The organism is Paraniabella aurantiaca (assembly GCF_050309965.1).
Taxonomy (GTDB): domain Bacteria; phylum Bacteroidota; class Bacteroidia; order Chitinophagales; family Chitinophagaceae; genus Niabella.
Genome location: NZ_JBLOSY010000001.1, coordinates 1,321,116 through 1,347,047, shown reverse-complemented (window position 1 = coordinate 1,347,047; position 25,932 = coordinate 1,321,116). Strand labels below are relative to the sequence as shown.

Sequence of the window (25,932 nt, the reverse complement as noted above, 5' to 3'; positions counted from 1 at the left end):
ATGCTTACTAAAAAAAATTAACAATGAGTAAACCATTACCTAGACTATGTTGCAAAGGACTCCTTTGTTTACTACTCCTATTTTCGTTTTGTACATTAAGTTACGCGCAAAATGAAACCAGGATAAGCGGTACCGTTACGTTGAGCCACTCCGGCGATGATCTGGCGGGAACCTCTGTTAATATAAAAGGAAAGATTGACGCTACCATTACTAACTCGAAAGGGGAATTTAGTTTGAATGCTAAGTTGCCCGCTACATTGATTATTTCCAGGATCGGGTACAACTCATTAGAAGTGCCTGTGACAAACAACGAGCCACTTACTATAATGCTTTCGGAAGGTAATAACAATATGAACGAAGTGGTGGTAGTTAGTTACGGAACCAAGTTGGCTAAAGATATTACCAGCGCTGTAAGCACTTTCAACGCAAGCAAAGCGAAAGATATACCGGCAACCGAATTTGGACAAAAGCTACAGGGGCGGGTATCCGGCGTGCAGGTTAATATGGCGAACGGGCGCCCGGGGCAGGGGATTGATATGCGTATTCGCGGCGCGGCATCATTAGGTGCCGGCTATCAGCCCTTAATTGTTGTAGATGGTCAGCCGCTTTCGGGTAGCAACAGCCGGTCTGGCGATATGAATGTAATTAACCCGGACGATATCGAAACTTTTACAGTATTAAAAGATGCAGCTGCTGCCGCATTGTATGGAGCACGGGCCGCAAATGGCGTAATATTAATTACTACCAAACAGGCAAAAGTGGGCCGCACCAATGTTACATTGGATGCTTATTATGGCTGGCAGCAGATTCCTGAAAGAGGAAGAATAGGCATGATGAATGCTAATGAATTTGCAACTTATATGAAAGGTTATTATGAAGATAAAGCTACATACGAAGGATATACCGGAGGTATACCAGCTGATTACGCTGACCCGTCCAAATACGGTGAAGGTACTAACTGGTATGATGCGTTATTGCAAAAAGCCCCCATGCAAAACTATTCCATCAATCTTTCATCCGGAACAGAGAAATTATCCTCGTCTTCTACCTTGTCGTATTTTGATCAGGATGGTTCGTTACTAAACACAAATTTGAAAAGATTTTCGTTTCGTTCTAATAATGAATACCGTCCCGGAGATCGTTTTAAAATTGGATTGAACTTAGCGCCCACCTACCAGCTTGAGCTTAACACACGGGCCTTTACAGACGGCAGCAGGCAAATTTTAGGAAATGCTATTGCTGCCTCTCCCTTGCAACCCATGTACAACAGCGATGGCTCGTTCAATTCGAAAGCCAGCTCATTCGGGATGCTTAATATGAACAACCCGAGGCAACAAATGGAACTTGCTGATGCCAATGCAAAAACATTTCGCCTGTTAGGCAATGCGTATGCAGAAGTGGCTATTTTAAAAAATTTGAAGTTTAAAACTACGATAAATGGAGACATTGCTTCGTTTCAGGATGACCGGTATTTAGGCACCATGTATGGGATAGGATTAGGCGCCACTCCTGTGCCCAGGGCGGCTTCCAACTCAAGTGCATCCCATAGTTCCTATGACTATACTTTTTGGCTGAATGAAAATACATTGAATTACAATTTAAAAGCAGGGCAGCATTCTTTAGACGTACTTACTGGTTACAGCAGCCAAAAGTGGAGCAGGGAGTTCCGGACCATTAATGGTTCCAATTTTGCTAATGACGCCATTCCCTGGATATCGGGCGCAGCAGTAACCACAGGTAGTACCAATAAGGAAGCCTGGAGTATGGCCTCCTATTTTGGAAGATTGAGCTACGATTTTGCAGGCCGCTATTTACTTACTGCCACATTCAGGCGCGATGGGTCTTCCCGTTTTGGCCCTACGGTAAAGTATGCTGATTTCCCGTCAATTTCGGGCGGTTGGGTAATCAGCGAAGAGCCTTTCTTTAAACAAAACAAAGTGGTTAGTTTCCTAAAATTACGGGCAAGCTACGGCGAAACCGGTAATTTCAATATCAATAATTATACATTTGTTACTAACGTTGCCGCAACCAACTATGTTATTGGAGGCACACTAACTCCGGGGTTTTCTTTATCTCCAACACTGGGAAATCCACAGGTTACCTGGGAAAGTTCGGCACAGGTTGATATAGGAGCTGATATCAATTTTCTGAAGGACAGAATAATTTTCTCCTACGACTATTACAACAAAAAAACCAGCGATATGCTATACCTGGTTACACTGCCATATCAGTCGGGATTTACCAATATGCAGATGAACGTGGCCAAGTTTAAAATGTGGGGGCATGAGTTTCAGGTAAGCTCCAGAAACTTGGTTGGCGACTTTGAGTGGACTACTGATGCGAATCTTTCACTGTTAGATAATAAGCTGATAGAACTTCCACCCAATACCCCTTTTATAGGAAACAATACAATGTATGCCGGTTTTAACAGAACCGTTTTGAATGGCAGAATTGGACAGTTTTACGGCTATGTGTTTGATGGGGTATACATGACCCAGCAGGAATTTAATAGTCAACCTAAGCACAGCACATCAACCGTGGGTTCTGTAAGAATGAAAGACGTAGACGGTAATGGCGTTGTTGATGCCAACGACCGCACACTAATTGGTAATCCCAACCCACGTTACATTTACGGGCTTGCCAATAGTTTCAGATATAAAAATTTTGATCTGAATATTGTTTGTTACGGGCAGGGAGGCAACCAGATATTGAATGTAAACAGGCAGGATATTACCAACCTGGATGGTGTTATGAATGTATCAAAAGAAATGATGAACCGATGGAGGTCGGAAGCTAATCCGGGTAATGGATTGGTGCCTAGAACACGAACTGGTACCACCGAATTATACCGCCTGGCTAATTCATCGTGGGTGGAAGACGGGGATTTCTTTACCGTAAAAAATATAGCATTGGGCTATACTTTTAAAAGGGATTTATTAAAGTATGTAAAATCGGCCAGGATTTATGCAAGCGTACAACAGCCCTTCGTGTTTACTAAATATAGTGGCATGAACCCCGAAGCAAATGCTACTAAAGACGACGCTGTAACTACTTACGGCCAGGATTTAAGCACATTCCCCATTCCCCGAACATTTATGATTGGTGCCAATTTTAATTTCTAATGTCAAACTATTACACAATGAAAACATATCAATACTTATTTGGGTTGGCGTTGTCAACCATATTTATATGCTCGTCCTGCAGTAAAGATTTTCTCACCTTATACCCGGAAGGGAATCTGAACGAAGGTACATTTTATAAAACTGAAGCCGATTTTCAACAGGCCGTGATTGGTGCATACACACCACTGAGAGACATTGCCAATAACGCGTTTTGGATGGATGAAATGCGATCGGACAATGCAACATTTGATTATTATGAAAAAGACAGGGGAAGTGCAGCACGGGAAAACATTTCAACCTTTATGGATGATGCTACTAATGGTGTAACAATTATCCGTTACCAGGCAAACTTTATAGGAATTAGCAGAACAAACGCAATTCTCGATCATATTGAGGGAGCTACCATATCCGACTCAATAAAAAACCAGGTTATCGGCGAAGCCAAAGCGCTGCGCGGACATTATTATTTCGATCTTGTAAAAACTTTTGGTGGCGTGCCATTACAGTTACATGAAATACTAAAAACGGAAGATGCTTACCTGGCTCGTGCCAGTGCAGATGAAGTGTACACCCAAATTATTAACGATCTTAAGGATGCACTGAACCGTTTACCGGCGCCTAAATTTGTTGCAGCTGAAACAGGGCGGGTTAATAAAGGCGTGGTTGCTACAGAACTTGCCGCGGTTTATATGCAAAAGAAAGATTATGCAAATGCTGTACCGTTGTTGCAAAGCGTAGCTGCTATGGGCTACAACTTAATGACGAATTTCAAAGACGTCTTTAATCCGGCCAACAAAAATGCCAATGCCAATAAAGAATTGATTTTTGATGTACAATACCAGTCCGGCACTACCGGGCAGTCCAGCAGCTTTATTTATCGTTTTATTCCTAATACACCCAACACAACATTATTTTTAGGGGTTAACTTTAACGTAAATGGTTTTGGCGGATGGGATGTTCCAACCGATAATTTAATAGCATTATTTGAGACAGGAGATACCAGGCTCGATGCTTCTATTGGCGTGGCTGAAGGTAGCCTTAACAGTTCGCAGGATTTTATTGCATCCAAATTAGTAAGCGCTGTCGGATATGTTCCTCCTGCAGGTGTAAAAGTAAAATACTTCTGCAAGAAATTTTATTACCCGCCCTATCCTAATATAAATCAAAACACTGACCAGAACTGGACATTGTACCGTTACGCAGACGTGCTGCTCATGCTGGCTGAATGCTTAAACGAAACAAACAAACCCGGCGAAGCACTGCCTTATGTGAACCAGGTACGGACCCGGGCATTTGGGAACAGCACAAATAATATTACAGCAACAGACCAGGCGGGATTGCGTAATGCTATTGCGTTGGAAAGAAGACGGGAGCTTGCTTTTGAAAATAAGAGATGGTACGACTTAATAAGAACCGGTCAGGCCATAACAGTTATGAATGCCTATGGTATTACAGCCAAAGCAAAATTTCCCTATTTATTACCCCAATCATTTAACGTTACTGAAAACAGGTTAGTCTATCCCATCCCGCAAAGAGAAATGGATTTAAACAAAAAGTTGGTTCAAAATCTGGGTTATTGAGTACCACAAATAAATAAAGACTTCATCGGTATCGGTGATAGAAGACCTATCCAACCATCTTTGGTTGCAGCTTGATCGAATATCAGTTTTGCAGACAGAAAATGTCTGTGCACCGGGGAATTCTGAACACGAAACCAAAGATGGGAAAATCAGAACGATACAATGAAAGACGGTTACGTATGGTTCTAACAGCATTTCAGGCTGCGATGCCTGGGTTTACTTACTAATTATTGACAAAAATTTATACAACATGAAAAGCGAGCTCACACAGGAACAGATAAAATATTATAATGAAAACGGTTTTTTAATAGTAGAAGATTTCCTTTCTCAAACCGAGCTGGAAGAATGGAGAACCGCAGTAACCGAAGCCATCGCGGAAAGGAATGGAATAAAGATCCCGGGCCAGAATATAAAAGTGGGAATGGCTGATGGCATTAATGAAGATGCGGAATACTTTTCAAAAGTATTTGATCAATTATTAAACCTTTGGCAAACCAACGACAAAGTAAAAAAGCTAATGTTGGATGCCCGTATTGGAAAAATGGTTGCAGATCTTGCAGGTGTAGACGGGGTGCGCATCTGGCACGATCAGGCATTGTTTAAAAAGCCCTGGGCTAACCCAACATCATGGCATTTAGATACACCTTTTTGGTCTTTTTCCGACAGAAGAGCCTTGTCTATTTGGGTGGCATTAGACGATGCTACACTCGAAAATGGCTGCCTCTATTTTATACCCGGTGCGTTTAAAAAAACCACGTTCGAAAATAAAGGAATAGGTAAAAACATGGATTCCATTTTTGATGTCTACCCGGAGTTCCGGGTGGTGAATTCAGTAGCGGCCAATATGAAAGCAGGCAGCTGCTCTTTTCATAATGGGCTTACCATACACGGTGCTGGGGCTAATATGACAAGCGGATACCGGCGTGCAATGACCTGTGCTTATATGCCGGATGGCAATGTGTTTAATGGACAGGCGAATATTTTACCCGAAGATTATTTGAAGACATTACAGGTGGGCGATGTACTAAATAATGATTTACAAAATCCTTTGATTTACAGTAAATAATTATTGAATTGAAAATTAAATTTTTTTGTCCCAGGTGGGGGAGCGAGCATATTGAATGGAAAACATTTTTAACAGATGTAAAAAATGCCGGCTACTCCGGTATTGAATGGTTCCCCTTTGCAGAAACTTTTGATAAAGAGGAAGTATTTGGCCTACTGGCAGAATTACAACTTGAACATGCGTTTGTAATGACGGTTACAAAGCCTTTTTCTAACGTGAAAGAATACTGTTCATTGTTGAAGGAGGATTTAGAACAATTGATCGGGCTTTGTCCGGTGAGCCGGTTGCCAATCTTTATTTCTGCACAAACCGGGAGGGAATATTTTTCCGAACCGGAAATTTTTACAGCACTTTCTGTTTGTGATGGCATAGAACAACAATATGGAATTCCTGTTTACCAGGAAACACACAGAAACAAATGGTCGTATGTAGCACATAATGTTTACAGGGCGCTGCAACAAAAAGAGGATCTGAAAATAGCCCTGGATGTCTCGCACTGGTTTTGTGTTTCTGAAAGTTATTTGAACAACCAGCAACTGGAAGTAGCAAAGGCAATTCAGCATACGCACCACATTCATGCAAGAGTGGGGCACACCCAGGGACCGCAGGTTTTTGATCCCGCATTTCCGGAATACGCAGAGGCATTGAACGCCCATCTTAACATTTGGGATGAATGGATTAATGTACGAAAACTAAAAGGCTATACAGAATGCACGATAACCCCCGAGTTTGGGCCACCGCCTTATTTGACCATGGGGGACAGGGCTATTGATGCACAAAAAGAACAGTGGCGGTTAAACTTATGGATCAAACAATTTTTACAAAACCGTTTTAACGTGGCATAAAAAATGAGAAGAAAGAGTTTTTTAAAAAGATGTTCAATACTAACAGCAGGAGGATTGTTATACAACCAGATTTCCTGGGCGCTCGAAAATAAGCAGGTAGAAGCGGTATCAATAGATCAGCTATACCAGATGTTCAAATCGCCGGATATGGTTTACCGCCCATTTGTCAGATGGTGGTGGAACGGTGATAAGGTTGAAAAAGATGAATTGTTACGGGAGCTCAAATTGCTGAAAGATGCCGGCATTGGCGGTGTAGAAATTAATCCTATAAAATTTCCGCAACGTACCGATGATATGGGCATAAAATCGCTGATGTGGCTAAGTAAAGAGTGGACTGATGCACTGGATTATACACTTACCGAAGCAAAAAAAATGGGATTGACCTGTGATTTAATTGTTGGCTCGGGTTGGCCTTTTGGAGCGGAATATTTGGAGGGAGAAGAGCGGGCCGATATCGTGACGATTGCTGTAAAAAAAGTCTCCGGATTGATGGAGTTTGAAGCACCGATATTCGATTTTCTTAAGGAAGCTGATCCCGCAGTAACAAGTCCTTATCCGCATCGGGAATCAGAGGTGATGAAAGTGTTTATGGTTCCCGACCCAATGAGTGACTTAAGTGAAGCAATAGATTTATCAGATCAGATTGCTTCGGGCTTTATTAAAGTAAACATACCAAGGGGCAATTATGCAATATATGCATTGGTAAAAACCAAGGCTTTTTTACAGGTGATTAATGGCGCACCCGGTGCCAATGGGCAGGTATTAAACCATTTTAATAAAGCTGCGGTTGAAAAGTATTTGAACCATATGTCTGATGCTATTATAAAACAAATAGGATCATTAAAAGGCAGGGTGAGATCTTTTTTTGTTGACAGTTTGGAGCTTGAAGGCGCCAACTGGACAGCAGATATGGCTGATGAATTTAAGAAAAGACGCGGGTATGACCTGATGCCTTACCTCCCTTTAATTATGTGGCGCATTGGTGGAATGGGTAATGTGTATGACTATAACTATGGAACAAAATTTACCGATAAATTTCAGGAAACCATTGAAAGAGTACGGTGTGATTTCGACAGGACGAAAGTAGAATTACTCAGAGAGCGGTTCCTGTTACCTTTTCAGAATTGGTGTAATAAGAATGGTGTGTTATCAAGGGCGCAGGCTTACGGCCGGGGATATCATCCTTTGGAATCCAGTTTGGTGGTAGATATTCCTGAAGGTGAAACATGGATCAAGTATGGTGTTGGTGAAGAAATTTCTGAAATTGATTACCGGATCGGACGGGCATATACCCAGGCCAATAAATTCGTTTCTTCCGGGGCACATCTTTCGGGTAAAAGACTGATCAGTTGTGAAGAATGTACCAATACGGATATGGTATTTAATGCCACATTGCAAATGATAAAACTGGCGTCGGATCAAAGCTTTATCACAGGCATAACCCATTCGGTATATCATGGGTTTAACTATTCCCCTAAAAATGCACCATTTCCAGGGTGGATACGGTATGGGAACTATATGAGCGAACATAATACCTATTGGCCATTTTTTAAATTATTGAACGATTATAAAGCCCGCGTATCGGCATTGTTGCAACATGCAGATATGTATGCCGATATTGCTATACTACCTCCATTATATGACAGTTGGGGTAAATATGGCGCGCCCAACGAGCCCTTTCCATCTTTAACCTACCCCGATAACCTTTCATTGGTATGGGAGGCCGTGCAATTGAATGGAAATGGAACCGATTATGTATCGGATAATATTATTAACAAGTCTGAAATAAGCAACGGTTTTTTAAAATATGGGGATAGAAAATATCATACACTCATTCTCGTAAAAGTAGAAAGCCTGGAACCCGAAACGGCCAAAAAAATTGCAGCCTTTGTTAATAGCGGCGGCAAAATAGTTTGTGTGGATTTTCTTCCCAATAAGTCAATAGGCCTTACAAACGCACCCGAAAAATCCATGCAGGTGAAGCAGGTATTTAATGAGCTGCTGACTCAAAAGAACAGGTGTATTGTAAAAGAATCTCCCAAAGATAATTATGTGTTATGGTACAGGAAAATTCAAGAAGAGCTGGATATTAAGCCTTATCTGACTATTGAAAATGGAAATCCCTTTATACAGCAGGTAAGATATTCAACACCCGATTGTGAAATATTCCTGATCCTTAATTCTAATTATAATAAAGCATTTGATGTTACAATAAAACCGGCAGACAGTATCTCAAAAAATACTAACTGCTATTATTGGGATGCAGTGTCGGGCAATATGTATACGTTAGACGCTAACCAGGGTATTGCGCTTGCCCTCTACCCAGCTGATATGAGGGTAATCATTTTTTCAAAGAAGAAATATAAGAACGCCCAACCTTATACCGACGTAAGAGCAGTTAACGATGGCGATACCCGGGTCAATAGCTCTTGGGATGTGTCTTTCAACCATATCGACGGAACGAAAAGCACAACTGTTTTTAATAAATTGATCGACCTTAAAGAAACAACTGAGTACAGGGATTTTGCAGGCACCGTTGTTTATAAAAATAAGATCACGATCACTGATCAAAAAGTTTCACACATCGATCTTGGAAATGTGCAGGGCATTTCGCAGCTTTTCTTGAATGGTAAAGATCTCGGTACACATTGGTACGGCCGACACTTGTATGATGTAGTTCCCTATTTAAAGCAAGGCGAAAATAATATAGAAATAAGGGTAACAACAACGATGGGCAACTACATGAAATCTTTATCCGATAACCCGGTTGCTCAATATTGGACCAATGGTAAGCGTAAGCCGCAACCGGTATGGTCGCTAGGTTTAATCGGACCTGTAACACTATTCTAAAAAATCAATGATATAAAAAATGAAGAAAGTATACGTTTTTTTATTGATACTGTTTTGTAGCAAAAGCATGCTGGCAAAAGACTTTGATGTTTTAAGTTTTGGCGCAAAAGGCGATGGTATAACACTTAATACATCCATCATCCAGGGTGCGATAGATTATATTACCGAAAATGGCGGAGGACGCCTGGTGTTTGAGCCCGGACGCTACGTTACAGGAACGATTTATTTAAAATCAAATGTGGTGCTGCACCTGAAAAAAAATGCTGAAATAACAGGATCTACCAATCCATTTGATTATGAAAAGAACAAATACATTGGATGGACATCAATGATTTTTGCAGTTAAGCAAGACAATATCGGCATTACCGGAGAAGGCACTATTAACGGCAGAGGGTTTCTTACTGCTAATAATATGGTGACCTATATTCATAAAAAACTGGTAGTCGATCCGTTGAAATTAGACAGGCCCAACGAAACGAACAGGCCACAAAACATTTATTTCCGTGAGTGTAATAACGTTACTATAACCGGGATCTTCCTTAAAGACCCCGCGAGTTGGAACCAAACCTATGACCAATGCAAAAATCTTTATGTGGATGGTATTACGGTTGATAGTAAGGCCTATTGGAATAACGATGGAATTGATGTGGTTGATTGCGATGGTGTGGTTATTAAAAATTCATACTTCGATGCAGCGGATGATGTCATCTGTTTCAAATCTCACGATGCAACAAAAATTTGCCAGAATGTAGTAGTTGATAATTGCACGGGAAGATCAAGCGCCAATGGCTTAAAATTTGGAACGGTATCCCGGGGCGGTTTCCGCAACTTTAAGGTTACCAATCTTAAGATAATTGATACCTATCGATCTGCTATAACATTTGCTGCTGTTGATGGGGGAATTGTAGAAAATATACTAGTGGATGGGGTTAAATCAATAAACACCGGTAACGTTATTTTTTTACGTATCGGGGACAGGTGGAGCAAGGGCAACAAGCCATCGATGAATAACGTTGTTATAAAAAATGTATATGCCGAAGTACCCTTATCAAAACCAGATTCGGGATATAGTTACGAAGGACCTATTGAAGATCTTCCCCGAAATATTTCTCCTTCAAGTATTGTTGGACTACCGCAGTATAAAATAACAAATGTAACATTAAGCAATATAGAAATTGTGTATCCTGGTGGCGGAAATCCCAACTATGCCAAAGTAGGTACATCTAAACAAGAGTTGGAAAGTATTCCCGAAATGCCTGCCGCCTATCCTGAGTTTTCACAGTTTAAAGAATTGCCTGCTTGGGGATTTTATGTAAGACATGCCGACGGGATTGTGTTTGATAACATTGTTTTTAGAGCTAAGGAAAAAGATTACCGGCCCGCCATTGTGTTTGATGATACAAAAAATATTCAGTTAAAAAACGTAGAAATAAAAGAGCCTGATAGTAAGGGCAAGAAAGAAATTATTTTACATAATTCTACAAAACGTAACTAATTAAAATTTTAATTTCTTAAGCCAAACGATATGAAAAGAAAGTTGACCCTATTAATTATCTGGATATTAGCCTGTGCTAACGTGAACGCTAAAGAATATAATGCGTCTCTATTTGGAGTGTTGTCTGATGGAGTTACCAACAACACGGCGTCGATACAAAAAGCAATTGATTATATAAATGAGCAAGGTGGCGGCACACTGGTGTTTTATGTAGGCCGGTATGTTACAGGAACCGTCTATCTTAAATCAAATGTGTATATAAAGTTGCAGGAAGGAGCTATACTGGTTGGTGCCGCGTCGCCTTACGAATATAAAAGCCAGGGAAACATACAAGGGTTAGTTATAGCCGAGGGCCAACAGAATATTGGCATTTCCGGCAAAGGAGTAATCGAAGGAAATAGTACTAATTTTTTAAAAGCCTTAAAAAAATTAATGGATGCAGGCTACATTAAAAAAGAGCCGCGCTCCAGCCTTTTAGCTTTTAATAATTGCTCAAACGTGCAGATCGATTCAATCAACTTATGGGATGGAGCTTATGAAGCTTTGAGTGTTACAGCTTGCAAAAAGGTTGATATAACATTAATTAGCATTGAGGGAAAAAACATTCCTTCATCATCAGGCATGCTTTTAAAGAATAGCAGGGATATTGCCATAAACAATACATTTATAAAAGTAGCCAACCTGCCCCTTACAAGTATAGATAACCAGAATCTTAATATCCAAAATTCAAAAACCAATACCGGAACCCCGTTACAGAGCTATCTAAAATAATTTTCAGGTAGTACTTCACATAGGCCGCCATCGCCCGTTTGGCAAATCAGCACAGCTATAGTACAAACCGAGGCTTCGATGTTGCCTGTAAAGCTGTAGCGATATCTGTGGTAAGAAGGGGACACAACTTTTCATTCTTTGCATAAAGGAGTCTGGGTTGTAAAACCAGGGTAGAAGATCAATCGCTATTGTTAAGTGAACCTGATTTTGTCTGATAACGCCGCAAACATGTGAGCTAATCTGCACAGCTGCGGCAAATCATTAAATATCATTTTTAAATAAGTAGATCACAATTAAACCGTCATATTATGAAATCTAAATACCTGATTGCGTATTTTCTAATTTGCTTTGCTATTATTATTAATACTGATGTGGGTGCAAGCGTAGCACCGCGGCAAAAGGTACAGTATGTTATTCCTGATGCATTTCCTTTACAATTTCCTCAACAAAATATTTTATCAGGTTACCTGGGCGACAGGTATTTTCAAAACTTAAATAACCGCCTGCTTAAAATTGATGAGCAGGGTTTGCTTGATGGATTTTTAAACAGGCCCGGTAAACAAAGATGGGTTGGCGAACATGTTGGAAAATATCTGGAAAGTGCAGCCAATACCTGGACTACTACTCAGAACAACCCGCTTAAAATTCAAATGGATAGGGTGTTTAATACATTAATAAGCACACAAAAGCCTGATGGCTATTTGGGTACTTATTTGCCCGAAAATTATTGGACTTCCTGGGATGTATGGGTTCATAAATATGATATATATGGATTGCTTGCCTATTACAGGGTTACAGGAGACCAAAGAGCTATAGATGCTGCTATTAAGATCGGCGGTTTGCTCTGCAATAATTTTGGCGATGGGCAAGGGCAGAAAAATATTTTAAAGGCAGGCTCTCACACAGGTATGGCAGCCACTTCAGTTCTTGACCCGATGCTGGATTTATATATGTGGACCGCAGATAAAAAATACCTGGAGTTTTGCAAATACATTATTCGCTCTTATGATTTTGCAGGAGGCCCTGCAATTGTTCAAACTCTTTTGAAAGACAAACAGGTTAATAAGGTTGGCAACGCAAAAGCGTATGAAATGCTTTCCAATATTTTAGGGTTAGTTAAAATGTATCGCTTAACCGGGGACAAAAACCTGTTATCCGTTTCCAATAATGCTTTTGATGATATTACATCAAAGAGGTTATACATTACGGGCTCCAGTAGCGATCATGAACATTTTTTAGCCGATAACATTTTAAAAGCGGATACAGCTGCTCGCATGGGTGAAGGATGTGTTACTACTACCTGGTTGCAATTTAACATGCAAATGTTTTCAATAACCGGCAACCTTAAATTCTATAATGAAATTGAAAAAAGTGTTTATAACCACCTATTAGGAGCTGAAAATCCGCAAACAGGCTGTGTTAGTTATTATACACCGCTAATGGGTGCTAAGCCTTATCGATGCAATATCACCTGTTGTTTAAGCAGTATCCCGCGTGGTATTTCTTTACTCCCTTTAATTAACTACGGCCGTATAAATAACATACCAACCCTTCTTATGTACGAGGCGGCAAGTATTAGAGACAGTATTGAAACAGGGAAAGAGAAATTGAGTATTGGGTTGGACATTAAAAGTGAATTCCCAGAAAACGGTAAAGCAAAGATTTTAGTAAAGCTTCCTAAAAGAGCGAAAGCAACACTTCAGTTACGTGTACCGGTTTGGGCTACCAATTTTACAGCAGTTATCAATGGCAAAACTTATACAGGCCAGCCCAATCAAATCATAAAGATTGAAAGGCTTTGGAATAACCGGGATGAGATTTCAGTTTCATTTAGTATACCTGTTTCTATTATTGATGGCGGTAAGAGTTACCCCGGATATTTTGCTATACGGAGGGGGCCGCAAATTTTATCTGTAGATCAATCAATAAACAAGGATTCAAATTTATTTGATGATATTGTTTACCCAACTGCAGGGAAATACAAACTGCTTGAAACAAATAGTAAATTGCCAACAGGCTGGGCCGGTCGCCAATGTTATACTATGCAATTGGTTTCAAACGGGAATAAACCGAAAGACTTGGTATTGGTTCCCTATGCTGATGCCAGCCAAACCGGCGCCGAAGCCTTTGTATGGATAAAAAGTAATAAAAGCATTACGGATAATTAAATGATGTATTAAAATTACTGGGTCCGCCCGTCTATTGAGAATGTAAGACAGCCCAATAGTATCACTCATAACTACAGTGCCGATAGCTCCTGTCGGGATGGTTTGAGCCCGGGCGGTCCTATTTTTAAACTCCTGTATTTTGCAGGAGTTTTTTTATGCAAAAAAATCTCTAAGCCGGCCTGTATATTTTGTACAACAAAGCCGTCAATAATAGCTCCAGCGGTCAAGATAAATTTCGATAATTACTGAAATTATTTTTAACTTTATCGGAACCCTCAAACCAACAACCATGACTACATCTATGACGGATGAGCAGTTTTATGCCAATTTGCTCCAATTACCCAAGCCCAGGTATCCTTTTGCCGACTATATTCATCCCGATTTCCAGCAACTACGGCAAAAATATTATGACTGGATCGATACGGAATATATAATACACAGTAAAGGCGCCCGTGAAAAACATAAAAAACATCACTTATGTGATATTGAAGCACGGGGCGTTCCTTTCTTGAAATCAATAGATGAATTACTGCCGCTTGCCAATTATACCGCCAATGGTGCAATGATGGATGATTACTTTGACCGTTGTTCGCGCGATAAAATGCAGCACATAACCAATAGCATTCATGCCTTGTTAACGGGAGATGATCCTAGGGAACCTGCAGAAAATGGTATATTACATTTATTCTGGGAGCTCAGGCAGGATGCCCTTAAGTTTGACTTTCCTGATCATATATACAAAAGGTTTGTTAATTCAATCCAGACCACATTTAAGGGTTTTGCTGAAGAAAGAATTTATTACCGGAGCAATTCGATTGCGCCACTGCCGGTTTACCTGCTCAGCAGGGAGGCTACCAGTGGAGTGCTGCCCTACTGTGATTATCTGCTGCTGCAAAAGGAATACCGGCAGCTGCCGGATGAAATTTTTGAGCATCCCCATATTAAACGGGTGCAGACCATTTGTTGCCTCATGATCGGGATCCATAATGATATCATCTCCTTACCTAAAGAGCTTCATCGGGAGGGGGACACCATGAATATTGTAAAAGTTTTACAGCAAGAATACCAAATACCGGTTCAGGAAGCTTATGTAGAAGCACTTGAACTGCACGATAATTATTTAAAAGAGTTTTTGCTGTTACAAAACTATTTGCCGCCATTTGATCAGTGGCAAAATATGGTTTACGATTATATCCAGGACCTTGGAATAATGGTATCCGGAGTTTATGCCTGGCATACGCATGATACTTCACGCTATGTTAACGGTGGCTATGTAGAAGGAGAATATGTAAGTGAAGGATGAGTTATAAAATAAGAAAGACATTCATCAAAGTGCATGAACAAACATCAGTTGTCATTGGGTTTGTAATAATCTCTTTAGTTCACTACCCTTAATTCCCTGTAAAGCAGATGCAGAATATCTGAAAACTATACTACGGCAAGTACTTGAAGCCAATAATGTATATTGCAGTAAACAATGCAGCAGTAATGCATGTACAGGCTACAATGACGGGATCAATATGAACACAATTTTTATTAAAAATATGGTTTGCAACCGCTGTATTATGGTGGTACAAAGCGAACTGGAAAAGCTGGGTTTGAAAGTTGTTGACATCAAATTGGGAGAAGTGAGCGTTGAAAATGCGCTCACTGCTGAAGAGAAGAGCCAATTGGAAAAGGTTCTGTCTTCGTTGGGCTTTGAGGTGATTGATGACAAAAAAGCCCGGATTATTGAAAAGATCAAGAATGTAATTATTAACCTGGTTCATTACCAGGACAATGATATTAAAACCAATCTTTCGGAAGTATTGAGCAGGGAACTGCACCAGGACTATAACTATTTGTCTCACCTGTTTTCGGAAGTAGAAGGAACAACTATTGAGAAATACTTCATTGCCCAAAAAATAGAAAAAGTAAAGGAACTGCTGGTGTACGACGAATTGTCTTTAAGTGAAATAGCTTTCCGCCTCAATTATTCAAGCGTAGCCTATTTGAGCAACCAGTTCAAAAAAACAACGGGACTAACTCCCAGTTATTTTAAGCAAATCAGGGAAAAAAAGCGAAAACCCTTAGACGAAGTATAAATCTTACAAATCAAATACATAATTACACAATAGCTACCCCGGCTTCTCTTGCGACCTTTATTGAATAAAATAAAGCAAGAGATATGACTGCAAATACTATTCAGGAACCTGTTTACATCCCGTTAGAAGATGTTGAAAGCGAACACTGTGCGCTTATCGTAGAAAAAGGATTAGCCCAGGTAAAAGGTGTGGAAAGCCATAAGGTAGAGCTCAATAACCGGAGAGCTGTTATTACAGTGAAGGATAACGAAGTGGTTGCTGATGCTGTGAAAGCCATCAAAGACCTGGGTTACGGAGTTTCTACGGTTAAGAAAACATTCCCCGTGTTGGGCATGACCTGCGCCTCCTGCGCGGGCAGCGCCGAAAGTATCGTAAAATACCAGGAGGGAGTGGTTAGCGCCTCCGTAAACTTTGCTACCGGCAATCTTACGGTTGAATACCTTCCTAATATAACCGATGCTTCCCAATTGCAGAAAGCTGTTCAATCTATCGGCTACGATTTATTGGTAGAAGACGAATCCCGGCAACAAGAAACCCTGGAAGCCATCCACGCAGAAAAATTCCGCAAGCTTAAAAACAAAACGATCTGGGCCGTATTGTTGTCGCTGCCGGTAGTAACAATCGGTATGTTTTTTATGAACATGCCGTTTGCTAATGAAATAATGTGGCTCTTTGCTACTCCCGTGGTACTGTGGTTGGGCAAAGATTTTTTTGTTAATGCATGGAAGCAGGCCAAGCACCGGTCGGCCAATATGGATACACTGGTGGCATTGAGCACGGGTATTGCATACCTGTTTAGTGTATTTAATGTATTGTTTCCCGGCTTCTGGCAGCAGAGGGGTCTACACGCGCATGTATATTTTGAAGCGGCCGCTGTGGTAATTGCATTTATTCTTTTGGGAAAATTGCTCGAAGAAAAAGCTAAGGGCAATACGTCTTCAGCTATCAAAAAATTAATGGGTCTGCAACCCAAAGCAGTACTGGTAATACAGTCAGATGGAACAGAACAGCAGGTAGCTATTGGGGAAGTGCAGGCCGGTGATATAATACTGGTTAAACCAGGGGAGAAAATTGCGGTGGACGGAATGGTAATCTCCGGTAATTCTTATGTAGATGAAAGCATGCTGAGCGGTGAACCTGTTGCCGTCTTAAAAAAAGAAAATGAAAAAGTTTTTGCAGGAACCATTAACCAAAAAGGAAGCTTTAAGTTTAAGGCGGTAAATGTGGGTAAAGAAACCATGTTGGCCCATATTATTAAAATGGTACAGGAAGCACAGGGCAGTAAAGCGCCTGTACAAAAACTTGTAGACAAGATCGCCGGCATTTTTGTTCCGGTTGTAATAGGCATTGCTATCCTCACATTTGTACTGTGGCTGATTTTGGATGGCGAAAATGGGATCGTACAGGGATTGCTGGCAGCGGTTACGGTACTAGTTATAGCCTGCCCCTGTGCATTAGGACTGGCTACTCCTACAGCCATTATGGTTGGCGTAGGTAAGGGCGCCGAAAAGGGTATCCTGATAAAAGATGCGGAAAGCCTGGAGTTGGCCAAAAAAGTAAATGCCATTGTTTTGGATAAAACCGGTACGATAACAGAAGGCCGCCCGGTGGTTACCAATATTCTGTGGAATAACAATGATGATGCTACCCGCAATATCCTGCTAAGCCTTGAAAAGCAGTCCGAGCATCCGTTGGCAGAAGCGGTAGTGAAACAATTGAAAGGTGTTGACAGCGTATCGCTCTCGTCTTTCGACAGTATTACCGGAAAAGGGGTAAAAGCAGTTTATAATAATGAAACTTATGTAGTAGGCAATAAAAAACTATTAGCTGAAAATAATATAACTATTGACAATGAACTTTTAAAGTATGCAGAGGAATGGGGTAAGCAATCCAAAACCATTATCTGGTTTGCCAATAGTAAACAGGCTTTGGCAGTTATTGCTATTGCCGATACCATCAAAGAAACATCGGTGGAAGCGGTTCGTCAACTGCAGAACTTGGGCATAGAGCTATACATGCTTACCGGCGATAACGAGGCCACCGCAAAAGCTATTGCACAACAAACGGGAATTAAGCATTACAAGGCAGAAGTGTTGCCACAACATAAGGCCGATTTTGTAAAAGAGTTGCAACAGCAGGGCAAAGTGGTAGCAATGGTAGGAGATGGGATCAATGATAGCACGGCACTTGCAACGGCAGATGTAAGCATCGCCATGGGTAAGGGTAGCGACATTGCAATGGATGTAGCTAAAATGACGATCATTTCGTCCGATCTTACCAAAATTCCGCAGGCTATTCGTTTATCCAAACAAACGGTAAGCACTATCAAACAAAACCTGTTCTGGGCTTTTATCTATAATTTGATAGGCATACCGGTAGCCGCAGGTATTCTATATCCTATCAATGGCTTCCTCTTAAATCCGATGATAGCCGGTGCGGCAATGGCGCTAAGTAGCGTAAGTGTAGTAAGCAACAGCCTTCGTTTGAAATGGGAAAAATAACGAGGCATTGATGGGCCATCCCTAAATTTTATAAATCAAACAGGAAATAACATAACAACGGTCATTAAAAAGCAGGCCAATTTTGTAATACTAAAATAATAAGAAATGAAAGACGTAACTATTCAGATACCCGATATGCAGAGTGCACATTGCCAGGCAAGAGTGAACAATGCCGTGAAGGAAATAGCAGGGGTACAAGTGCAAAACCTGCAGGCCGGGCAAATAACGGTTTCCCTCTCTTCTGACAGTAATAAAGAAGCAATAGTAGCGGCAATTGAAAAAGCGGGCTATAGCGTTCCCTTAAAACATGAGTTATAACCAACTAAAAAATCAATACAATGGAAAATAAAGAGTTTCAGTTTAAAACAAATATCAATTGCGGAGGTTGTGTAGCATCGGTAAAACCTCATTTGGATAATGCAGAGGGTGTCTGCCACTGGTCGGTCGATACAGCTAATAAAGACAAAGTATTAACGGTAAAATCTACAGGTATTACCGAGGAGGAAGTAATAGAAACCATTCAGAAAGCGGGATTTAAAATAGAACCGGTGGCACAATAGAATTAATTAAAAATGTCCTTGTTGCAATTAAACCAACAGGAGCAGCGTTTATAGTAATGGGGACATTTTTAGGTTTTTAGCTTAATTTTAAATATTATTATAAATACTTTTGCAGAGTTGAACAATTTGAAAAAACATATAGGCTTGTTGCTTTTATTAGCCCTGGGGTTCTTTTTAGCACCCAACCTGTCATATGCCTGCTCAAAAACATCAACTAAAACCGAAAAATCCACCTGCTCAAAAAAGAAATCAAAGAAAGAGAACTCCAAAGCAAATGCTTGTAAAAAGAACAAGCATCATGATGATTGCGGAGGTAAATGTAAACATGACTCCTGCTATTGCAGCACATCAGCATCCGCGTTTAGTTGGATTCCGTTGACTGAGCCGAAAGAAAAAAATTCTTTTGTTGAAGTTAAAAAGCAAAAACACTCCTTTGAGGAAGCCTGCTATTCTTCAGGCTATTTTTCTATATGGCTGCCGCCTAAAATAAGCTGAACGAGGGCCTGACAGCCATACGTGTGTCCTTACTGAATGTTTCACCAGGAACCAGTGTTCAGGCTTTGTACTTTAAGCGTAATAATTTGCAGTACTATTCTTCTAAATCTTCTAAAGAATGAAGATTTTCATGCGCTGCTCCAGTTAAAATTATCGGGGCATGGTGAAAAGCGGAACTATTCTGCAGTTTATTTATTTACAATTTTATTCAATTAAACTTTCACGATAGGCCGGGGGCTTGCCCCGTCTTATTAAATATTAGTATCATGAGCAATCCAGTATCAAAAATATGGATGATCGTTATCGTATTACTATCATCAGTAAGCAGCTTTGCGCAGATTTCAAATTCTCAAACGGAAACCGTAAAAATTTACGGTAACTGTGATAAGTGTAAGTCAACCATCGAGAAAGCCGGCAATATTAAAAAAGTGGCTGCAGTAGTGTGGAATGAAAAAACCAAAATGGCCGAAATTACTTACGATAGTAAGAAAATAAACCCCGACGATATATTGAAACGCATTGCTTTGGCGGGTTACGACAACGAAAAATTTCTGGCCCCCGACGACGTTTATGTAAAATTGCCGGAATGCTGCCGGTACGAGAGGGCATTAAAACCTGTTGCAAAATCTCATGGCTATAATGCCCCTGCTCAAAAAGAGCATAGCGCTCATAACCACGCGGAAATGGGTAATACCAAAGAAACGGCTAAGCAGAATGCTACGGAGTTGAAAGCTGTTTTTGATAATTACTTTTTGCTGAAAGACGCTTTGGTAAAAACAGATGCCGGAGAAGCATCATCAAATGCTGCTCAACTTGACAAAGCAATAAAAGCAGTAGAGATGACAAAACTGTCTACCGGGGAGCATACCGTTTGGATGAGCGTTATGAAAGAATTGACGGCTAACACCGAAAAGGTAGCCGAGGCCAAGGATATTTCCAAACAGAGAGAGGGCTTTGTTTTGCTTTCAAAAAGGATGTATGAACTGGCTAAAGTGTCCAAACAGGATGTGCCCGTTTACTACCAGCATTGTCCCATGTACAATAATGGCAAAGGTGCCAATTGGCTGAGTAAACAAAGTGTTATAAAAAATCCCTTTTATGGGGCGCAAATGATGACCTGTGGCAGTACTGTTGAAACGATATCCAATTAAATAAATCGTTTTATTGCGAAAAAGGGCAGGAGTCGCAATACCGGTACCACTCCAATCTTAATTAATCAGAAAAAATTAAAGCGTATAAAAAATGAAGGCAATCTTTTTTTCAACTATTCTATCAGCAGTAATTGCAGCTACCTTATTGTCCTGCAATTCATCTGAAAATAACTCAAACAATAACCTGGATAACGATACGGCTGCCGTTGCCGAAATACATGCGGTTGCTGAAAAAGACAGCACTCCTGTTCTTCCGACGGCAGCAGATACCATCAACAAAAATGTTGAACAGGAGAAGGTGCAAGAGAACATTGATAACTTTTCAATCGCACCCATTATAAAAGATTACCTGGCTTTAAAAAATGCCCTTGTTGCAGACAATGGTAAGCTGGCCGCCGATGCCGGAAGAAAATTACTGGGAACCTTAAAAAGGGTTGATATGAAAAGTGTTCCGTCAGGTAAGCATAAAGAGTTTATGGATATCGCAGCCGATGCGATGGAAAATGCAGAACATATAGGGGATAACGCCGGAAAGATTGCGCATCAGCGGGAGCATCTCGCCTCCCTGAGTAAGGACATGAATGATCTGATAGCCATTTTTGGCGCGCCGCAGCAACTATACCAGCAACACTGCCCGATGTATAATGAAGGCAAAGGTGCCATATGGATTAGCGAGATTAAGGAAATAAAGAACCCTTATTATGGTGGACAGATGCTTACCTGCGGTTCCGTAAAAAAAGAATATTAAAATGAAGAGAAAGATTAAGCCGGTAGCACTGGCTTTATTGTTTCTTTTCGTTGCGATTCAGTTTTATCAACCGGCCCGCAATAGTAATAAAGAGCAGGATGAAACAATGGATATTGCCCAGTCAAACAATATTCCGGCAGATGTTAAAAGAATACTGCACATTTCTTGCTACGACTGCCATAGCAGTAATACCAATTATGTGTGGTACAACTATATTCAACCGGCGCGAATGATTGTGGAAAGCCATATTAAAAGGGCCCGTAAGGACCTGAACTTTAGTGAATGGGGTACCTACTCCAACCGAAAAAAAGAAAGATTATTAACCTCAATTAAAAAGCAAATAGAGACTAAAGAAATGCCCCTGCCTTCATACACACTGATGCACGAAAATGCAAGGCTGAACGAGGTGCGGGCTAAAATATTAATCGACTGGATACAAAGCCAGGAATAGTTTCTGATAAATAATTCTCAAGCAATGAATAAGTATAAAAATACCTGTAAGCTGGCGCTAATAGCTGTTTTGCTGTTATGGGGCAACCAATTGCTATTCGCACAGAAAGTGGTTCGTTACGAGCTCTATGTGAAAGATTCGCTTGTAACTTATGCAGGTAAAGAAAAAAGAGCTATTGCGGTAAATGGACAGATACCAATGCCCACGCTCACATTTACAGAAGGCGACACTGCAGAAATTGTGGTGCATAATCAGCTCAGGGAAGGCACTTCATTACACTGGCATGGCGTGTTTTTACCCAACAAGGAAGATGGTGTGCCCTGGCTTACGCAAAAGCCTATTGAACCGGGAGCTACCTACACCTATCGTTTTCCCATTATCCAACACGGTACTCATTGGTATCATTCTCACTCAGGCTTGCAGGAGCAGATAGGTATGTACGGAAATTTTATAATGAAAAAAAGAGAGGATGATAAAACCTTCAGAAGAGGAATAGATGACTTACCCACTGTGCCGCTTATTTTAAGTGAGTGGACCAACCTGAATCCGGATAATATTAACCGTGTGCTGCACAATGCTAATGACTGGGCAGCCATCAAAAAAAATGCAACGCAATCTTATGCCGAAGCCATCCGTGAAGGGCATTTTAAAACTAAATTAACCAATGAATGGAAAAGAATGTTGGCAATGGATGTAAGCGATGTGTATTATGATAAGATACTGATCAACGGCAGCAATACTTCCGACCTGAAACGGGTGGATGGTAAGGCGCTGAAGCCCGGTGACAAAGTAAGATTACGGATATCCAACGGGGGAGCCTCCTCTTATTTTTGGCTTCGGTATGCAGGCGGTAAAATAACGGTAGTGGCTAATGATGGAAATGATGTAGAACCCGTTGAAGTAGATCGCCTGATCATAGCCGTATCAGAAACGTATGATGTAGTGGTTACTATTCCTGAAGATGGGGTGGCGTATGAATTTTTGGCGACGACAGAAGACAGAACGCAGGCTGCAAGCTATTTTGTTGGCAATGGCATTAAACAGTTGATCTCCCCACTGCCGCGCCTGAAGTATTTTGAAGGAATGAAGATGATGAACGACATGATGAAGATGAATGGCGACCTGGATGATATGGGTATGAAAATGAGCCTGAACCAAATGGATATGAACGTAGTGATGTACCCTGAAATAACAGGAGATGCGGGGAAAAAAATGGACCACAGTCAGCACAACATGAATATGGATAGCGATTCGAACCGGTATAACGCAAACGCCTTGGGTGATATTGTTACCTTAAACTATGCCATGCTGCAATCTCCCCATAACACCACGCTTCCGCCAAATGCACCGGTAAAAGAATTAAAGTTTACGCTTACGGGGAATATGAATCGCTATGTATGGAGCATGGGCAATAAAATCTTGTCTGAAACAGACAAGATACCGGTGAAAAAAGGAGAAGTGCTACGCATTACCATTTACAATAATTCTATGATGCGGCACCCCATGCATTTACATGGCTTCGATTTCAGGGTCATCAACGGGAAGGGCGAGAGATCACCATTGAAGAATGTGTTAGATATTATGCCAATGGAGACAGATATCATTGAGTTCCTGGCAAATGAGGAAGGCGACTGGTTCTTCCATTGTCATATACTATATCATATGATGGCAGGAATGAACCGGGTTTTTGCGGTAGATGATTATAAAAATCCATATCTGCCTGATAAGGCAATGGCGTATAAAATGCTGCAGCGGGAAAGTAATATGCCGCACTTTATGATACAGAACGATTTTGCCACTAACGGCAATGACGGTGAACTGATGTTCCAGAATGCAAGATGGTCTTTAGGTACAGAGTGGCGCTTAGGCTACAATAATATGCATGGCTACGAGGTGGAAACCCACCTGGGACGTTATATTGGGAAAATGCAATGGCTAATGCCATTTATAGGCTTTGACTGGCGCTACCGGAAAATGGGCAAAGACGAGCATGAGAAAAATATATTTGGGCAGGTAAATAAAAAAGATAACCGGGCGGCGGTAAGCCTGGGTGTGATGTACACCTTACCCATGTTGGTAAATGTACAAGCTGAAGTGTATCATGACGGTATATTCCGGCTGTCGTTGATGCGGGAAGATATCCCGGTTTCAAAAAGATTAAGAGCCGGGTTTATGGTGAACTCCGACCTGGAGTATATGGCAGACCTGCGTTATATCATTACAAAAAATATCGGGGTTCGTACACATTACGATAGCGATATGGGTTTTGGTGCAGGTGTTTCGATCAGTTATTAACCAATATAAAGACCAATCCTTAAAGCCGGGCTTCTAATGAGGCCCGGCTTTTCCGTCTCGCGTTGGCTATACCCTCACCTGTACAAATAATTATACTCTTATCTAATTTTGTATTTTTATAGAACCCCCTACAATGTGATAAGTATTTAATCAGTAATCTTATGAAAGAGAACGATACATACGATCTTTCCAACGTTGACCCGGACGATATTTCAGAAATATTGCAGAAGGTGGAAAAGTCGTTCCACATTCAATTTAAATATAGGGAACTGGAAAGCGTAAAAAATTTTGGAGAACTTTGCGATATTATTGAACACAAAGTCAATGGTATTCAGTCAGAGGCTTGTGCTACACAACAGGCCTACTACAGAATTCGGGAAGCCATTGCTTTAGTACAAGAGATAGATAAAGTATCTATAACGCTGGAAAGTAAAATAGAAGATCTTTTTCCACGTCACGATCGCAATAAAAAAATTAGAGCGCTGCAACAGCAATTGGGTATAGCCTTTGACATACTCAGTATGCAGGCCTGGTTCTCCTGGTTGATAGCCGGAGGCGTTATTGGTTCTCTTTTATTCTTTTTCTTTCAATGGCAGGTGGCAGTAACAGGAATACTCTTTTTTATAGCAATAGGTAGGTTGGCCGGCAAATTTTTTTCAAAAGAGCTGCAATTAAATACAGTAAGACAGTTAACGGAGAAACTATCAAGGGAGCACTATATTGATTTAAGGCGTGACGCCTCCACCATCAACCGCAATGAGATTGCTCAGAAAGTAAAAGAGCTCTTTAAAGCCGATTTGGTTTTAGAAGATCATTTGCTGACAAGAGAAGCGACTTTCAGCTAGGCTATTTTCCAAACTTCTTCGATCCTGCCACACAGGCAATTACCCCAATCGTAACCAGTAACATGCCCCAGCTCACCTGTTCCTGCAATATAAAAGCGGCCAGTGCCAGCCCGAAAAAGGGCTGTAATAATTGTAATTGACCTACCGATGCCACACCACCTTGTGCCAGTCCTTTATACCAGAACACAAAGCCTATAAACATGCTGAATAAAGACACATAGGCTAAGCTGGTCCATGCGCCCGCATTGACGTTTTCAAAACCAAGGGGCATATAAATAAAAGACAGGGGCAACATTACCGGCAGTGCAAGCAATAGCGCCCAGGAAATCACCTGCCAGCCACCCAGCGTTTTTGAAAGCTTAGCGCCTTCGGCATAGCCCAGTCCACATACGACAATGGCTGCCAGCATCAGCAAATCGCCAGCGGGTGAAGCCGTAAGCCCCTGTGCCACAGCATAACTAATAACCAGTAAGCTACCGAAAATGGAAAACAGCCAGAACAAAGGCTTCGGTCGTTCACCCCCTCTCCATACACCAAAGAGAGCCGTGGCAAGAGGCAGCAGTCCCACAAACACAATGGAGTGCGCAGAAGTAATATGCTGTAAGGCTAATGCGCTTAGTAAGGGATAACCTAATACTACACCTAGTGCTACAATAATCAATGGAATGACCTGGTTGCGGTTGGGCCACTTTTGTTTAAAAATGCTTAAGGCTGCCAGGGCCAGTAAGCCCGCAATGGTTGCGCGTGCAAAAGTAAGGAAAAGCGGACTAAAACCCAGTATGGCCAGTTTGGTAGCAGGCAGAGAGCCACTGAATAGTAATACTCCGATAAACCCATTTAACCAGCCGTTGGCATTTATATTCTTTGTCGTAGCGATACTTATTTCGTTCATGTTATTGATTGAA

20 protein-coding genes are annotated in these 25,932 nt (G+C 41.0%); 19 read left to right on the top strand and 1 reads right to left on the bottom strand.

Annotated features, from left to right (window positions below; all coding sequences use genetic code 11):
- Positions 1 to 23: 23 nt before the first annotated feature.
- From ACLOAU_RS05745 to ACLOAU_RS05655, 19 genes are all read left to right on the top strand, one after another.
- The gene (locus ACLOAU_RS05745; RefSeq protein ID WP_427860900.1) at positions 24 to 3,122 is read left to right on the top strand and encodes a SusC/RagA family TonB-linked outer membrane protein; all 3,099 of its coding nucleotides are present in this window, start codon (positions 24 to 26) and stop codon (positions 3,120 to 3,122) included.
- Positions 3,123 to 3,139: 17 nt separating this feature from the next.
- Positions 3,140 to 4,702, top strand: a complete 1,563-nt coding sequence (locus ACLOAU_RS05740; protein ID WP_427860899.1) for a RagB/SusD family nutrient uptake outer membrane protein — start codon at positions 3,140 to 3,142, stop codon at positions 4,700 to 4,702.
- A 250-nt stretch (positions 4,703 to 4,952) separates the two neighbouring features.
- A complete protein-coding gene (locus ACLOAU_RS05735; protein WP_427860898.1) occupies positions 4,953 to 5,768 on the top strand; it encodes a phytanoyl-CoA dioxygenase family protein in 816 nt (271 codons plus the stop codon).
- Positions 5,769 to 5,776: 8 nt separating this feature from the next.
- Entirely contained in the window at positions 5,777 to 6,613 is an 837-nt protein-coding gene (locus ACLOAU_RS05730) for a sugar phosphate isomerase/epimerase (protein WP_427860897.1), read from the top strand.
- Positions 6,614 to 6,616: 3 nt separating this feature from the next.
- Positions 6,617 to 9,463, top strand: a complete 2,847-nt coding sequence (locus ACLOAU_RS05725) for a glycosyl hydrolase (protein WP_427860896.1) — start codon at positions 6,617 to 6,619, stop codon at positions 9,461 to 9,463.
- Between the two features lie 19 nt (positions 9,464 to 9,482).
- A complete protein-coding gene (locus ACLOAU_RS05720) occupies positions 9,483 to 10,958 on the top strand; it encodes a glycoside hydrolase family 28 protein (protein WP_427860895.1) in 1,476 nt (491 codons plus the stop codon).
- 30 nt (positions 10,959 to 10,988) lie between these two features.
- Positions 10,989 to 11,729: a glycosyl hydrolase family 28 protein gene (locus tag ACLOAU_RS05715; protein WP_427860894.1), complete on the top strand. Its 741-nt coding sequence runs from the start codon at positions 10,989 to 10,991 to the stop codon at positions 11,727 to 11,729.
- Positions 11,730 to 12,037: 308 nt separating this feature from the next.
- The gene (locus ACLOAU_RS05710; protein WP_427860893.1) at positions 12,038 to 13,897 is read left to right on the top strand and encodes a beta-L-arabinofuranosidase domain-containing protein; all 1,860 of its coding nucleotides are present in this window, start codon (positions 12,038 to 12,040) and stop codon (positions 13,895 to 13,897) included.
- Between the two features lie 289 nt (positions 13,898 to 14,186).
- Positions 14,187 to 15,200: a terpene synthase family protein gene (locus tag ACLOAU_RS05705; protein ID WP_427860892.1), complete on the top strand. Its 1,014-nt coding sequence runs from the start codon at positions 14,187 to 14,189 to the stop codon at positions 15,198 to 15,200.
- Positions 15,201 to 15,417: 217 nt separating this feature from the next.
- Positions 15,418 to 15,981, top strand: a complete 564-nt coding sequence (locus ACLOAU_RS05700) for a helix-turn-helix domain-containing protein (protein WP_427860891.1) — start codon at positions 15,418 to 15,420, stop codon at positions 15,979 to 15,981.
- An 83-nt stretch (positions 15,982 to 16,064) separates the two neighbouring features.
- Positions 16,065 to 18,482 (top strand): heavy metal translocating P-type ATPase, encoded by a 2,418-nt coding sequence (locus tag ACLOAU_RS05695; RefSeq protein ID WP_427860890.1) that lies wholly within the window; start codon positions 16,065 to 16,067, stop codon positions 18,480 to 18,482.
- A 105-nt stretch (positions 18,483 to 18,587) separates the two neighbouring features.
- Positions 18,588 to 18,800 carry a heavy-metal-associated domain-containing protein gene (locus ACLOAU_RS05690; RefSeq protein ID WP_427860889.1) on the top strand — a complete coding sequence of 71 codons (213 nt, stop codon included), beginning with the start codon at positions 18,588 to 18,590 and terminating at the stop codon, positions 18,798 to 18,800.
- A 20-nt stretch (positions 18,801 to 18,820) separates the two neighbouring features.
- The gene (locus tag ACLOAU_RS05685) at positions 18,821 to 19,042 is read left to right on the top strand and encodes a heavy-metal-associated domain-containing protein (RefSeq protein WP_427860888.1); all 222 of its coding nucleotides are present in this window, start codon (positions 18,821 to 18,823) and stop codon (positions 19,040 to 19,042) included.
- A 193-nt stretch (positions 19,043 to 19,235) separates the two neighbouring features.
- Positions 19,236 to 19,421 (top strand): hypothetical protein, encoded by a 186-nt coding sequence (locus ACLOAU_RS05680; protein WP_427860887.1) that lies wholly within the window; start codon positions 19,236 to 19,238, stop codon positions 19,419 to 19,421.
- A 382-nt stretch (positions 19,422 to 19,803) separates the two neighbouring features.
- Positions 19,804 to 20,688 carry a DUF3347 domain-containing protein gene (locus tag ACLOAU_RS05675; protein ID WP_427860886.1) on the top strand — a complete coding sequence of 295 codons (885 nt, stop codon included), beginning with the start codon at positions 19,804 to 19,806 and terminating at the stop codon, positions 20,686 to 20,688.
- A 91-nt stretch (positions 20,689 to 20,779) separates the two neighbouring features.
- Positions 20,780 to 21,436, top strand: coding sequence for a DUF3347 domain-containing protein (locus ACLOAU_RS05670; protein WP_427860885.1), 657 nt, complete (start codon positions 20,780 to 20,782; stop codon positions 21,434 to 21,436).
- A 1-nt stretch (position 21,437) separates the two neighbouring features.
- Positions 21,438 to 21,887, top strand: a complete 450-nt coding sequence (locus ACLOAU_RS05665) for a heme-binding domain-containing protein (RefSeq protein WP_427860884.1) — start codon at positions 21,438 to 21,440, stop codon at positions 21,885 to 21,887.
- A gap of 24 nt (positions 21,888 to 21,911) precedes the next feature.
- The gene (locus ACLOAU_RS05660) at positions 21,912 to 24,182 is read left to right on the top strand and encodes a multicopper oxidase family protein (RefSeq protein WP_427860883.1); all 2,271 of its coding nucleotides are present in this window, start codon (positions 21,912 to 21,914) and stop codon (positions 24,180 to 24,182) included.
- Between the two features lie 161 nt (positions 24,183 to 24,343).
- On the top strand, positions 24,344 to 25,027 hold the full coding sequence (locus ACLOAU_RS05655; RefSeq protein WP_427860882.1) for a hypothetical protein: 684 nt from the start codon (positions 24,344 to 24,346) through the stop codon (positions 25,025 to 25,027).
- A 1-nt stretch (position 25,028) separates the two neighbouring features.
- On the opposite strand, the gene ACLOAU_RS05650 is transcribed toward ACLOAU_RS05655, so the two are convergent.
- Entirely contained in the window at positions 25,029 to 25,919 is an 891-nt protein-coding gene (locus ACLOAU_RS05650) for a DMT family transporter (protein WP_427860881.1), read from the bottom strand.
- Between the last annotated feature and the right edge of the window lie 13 nt (positions 25,920 to 25,932).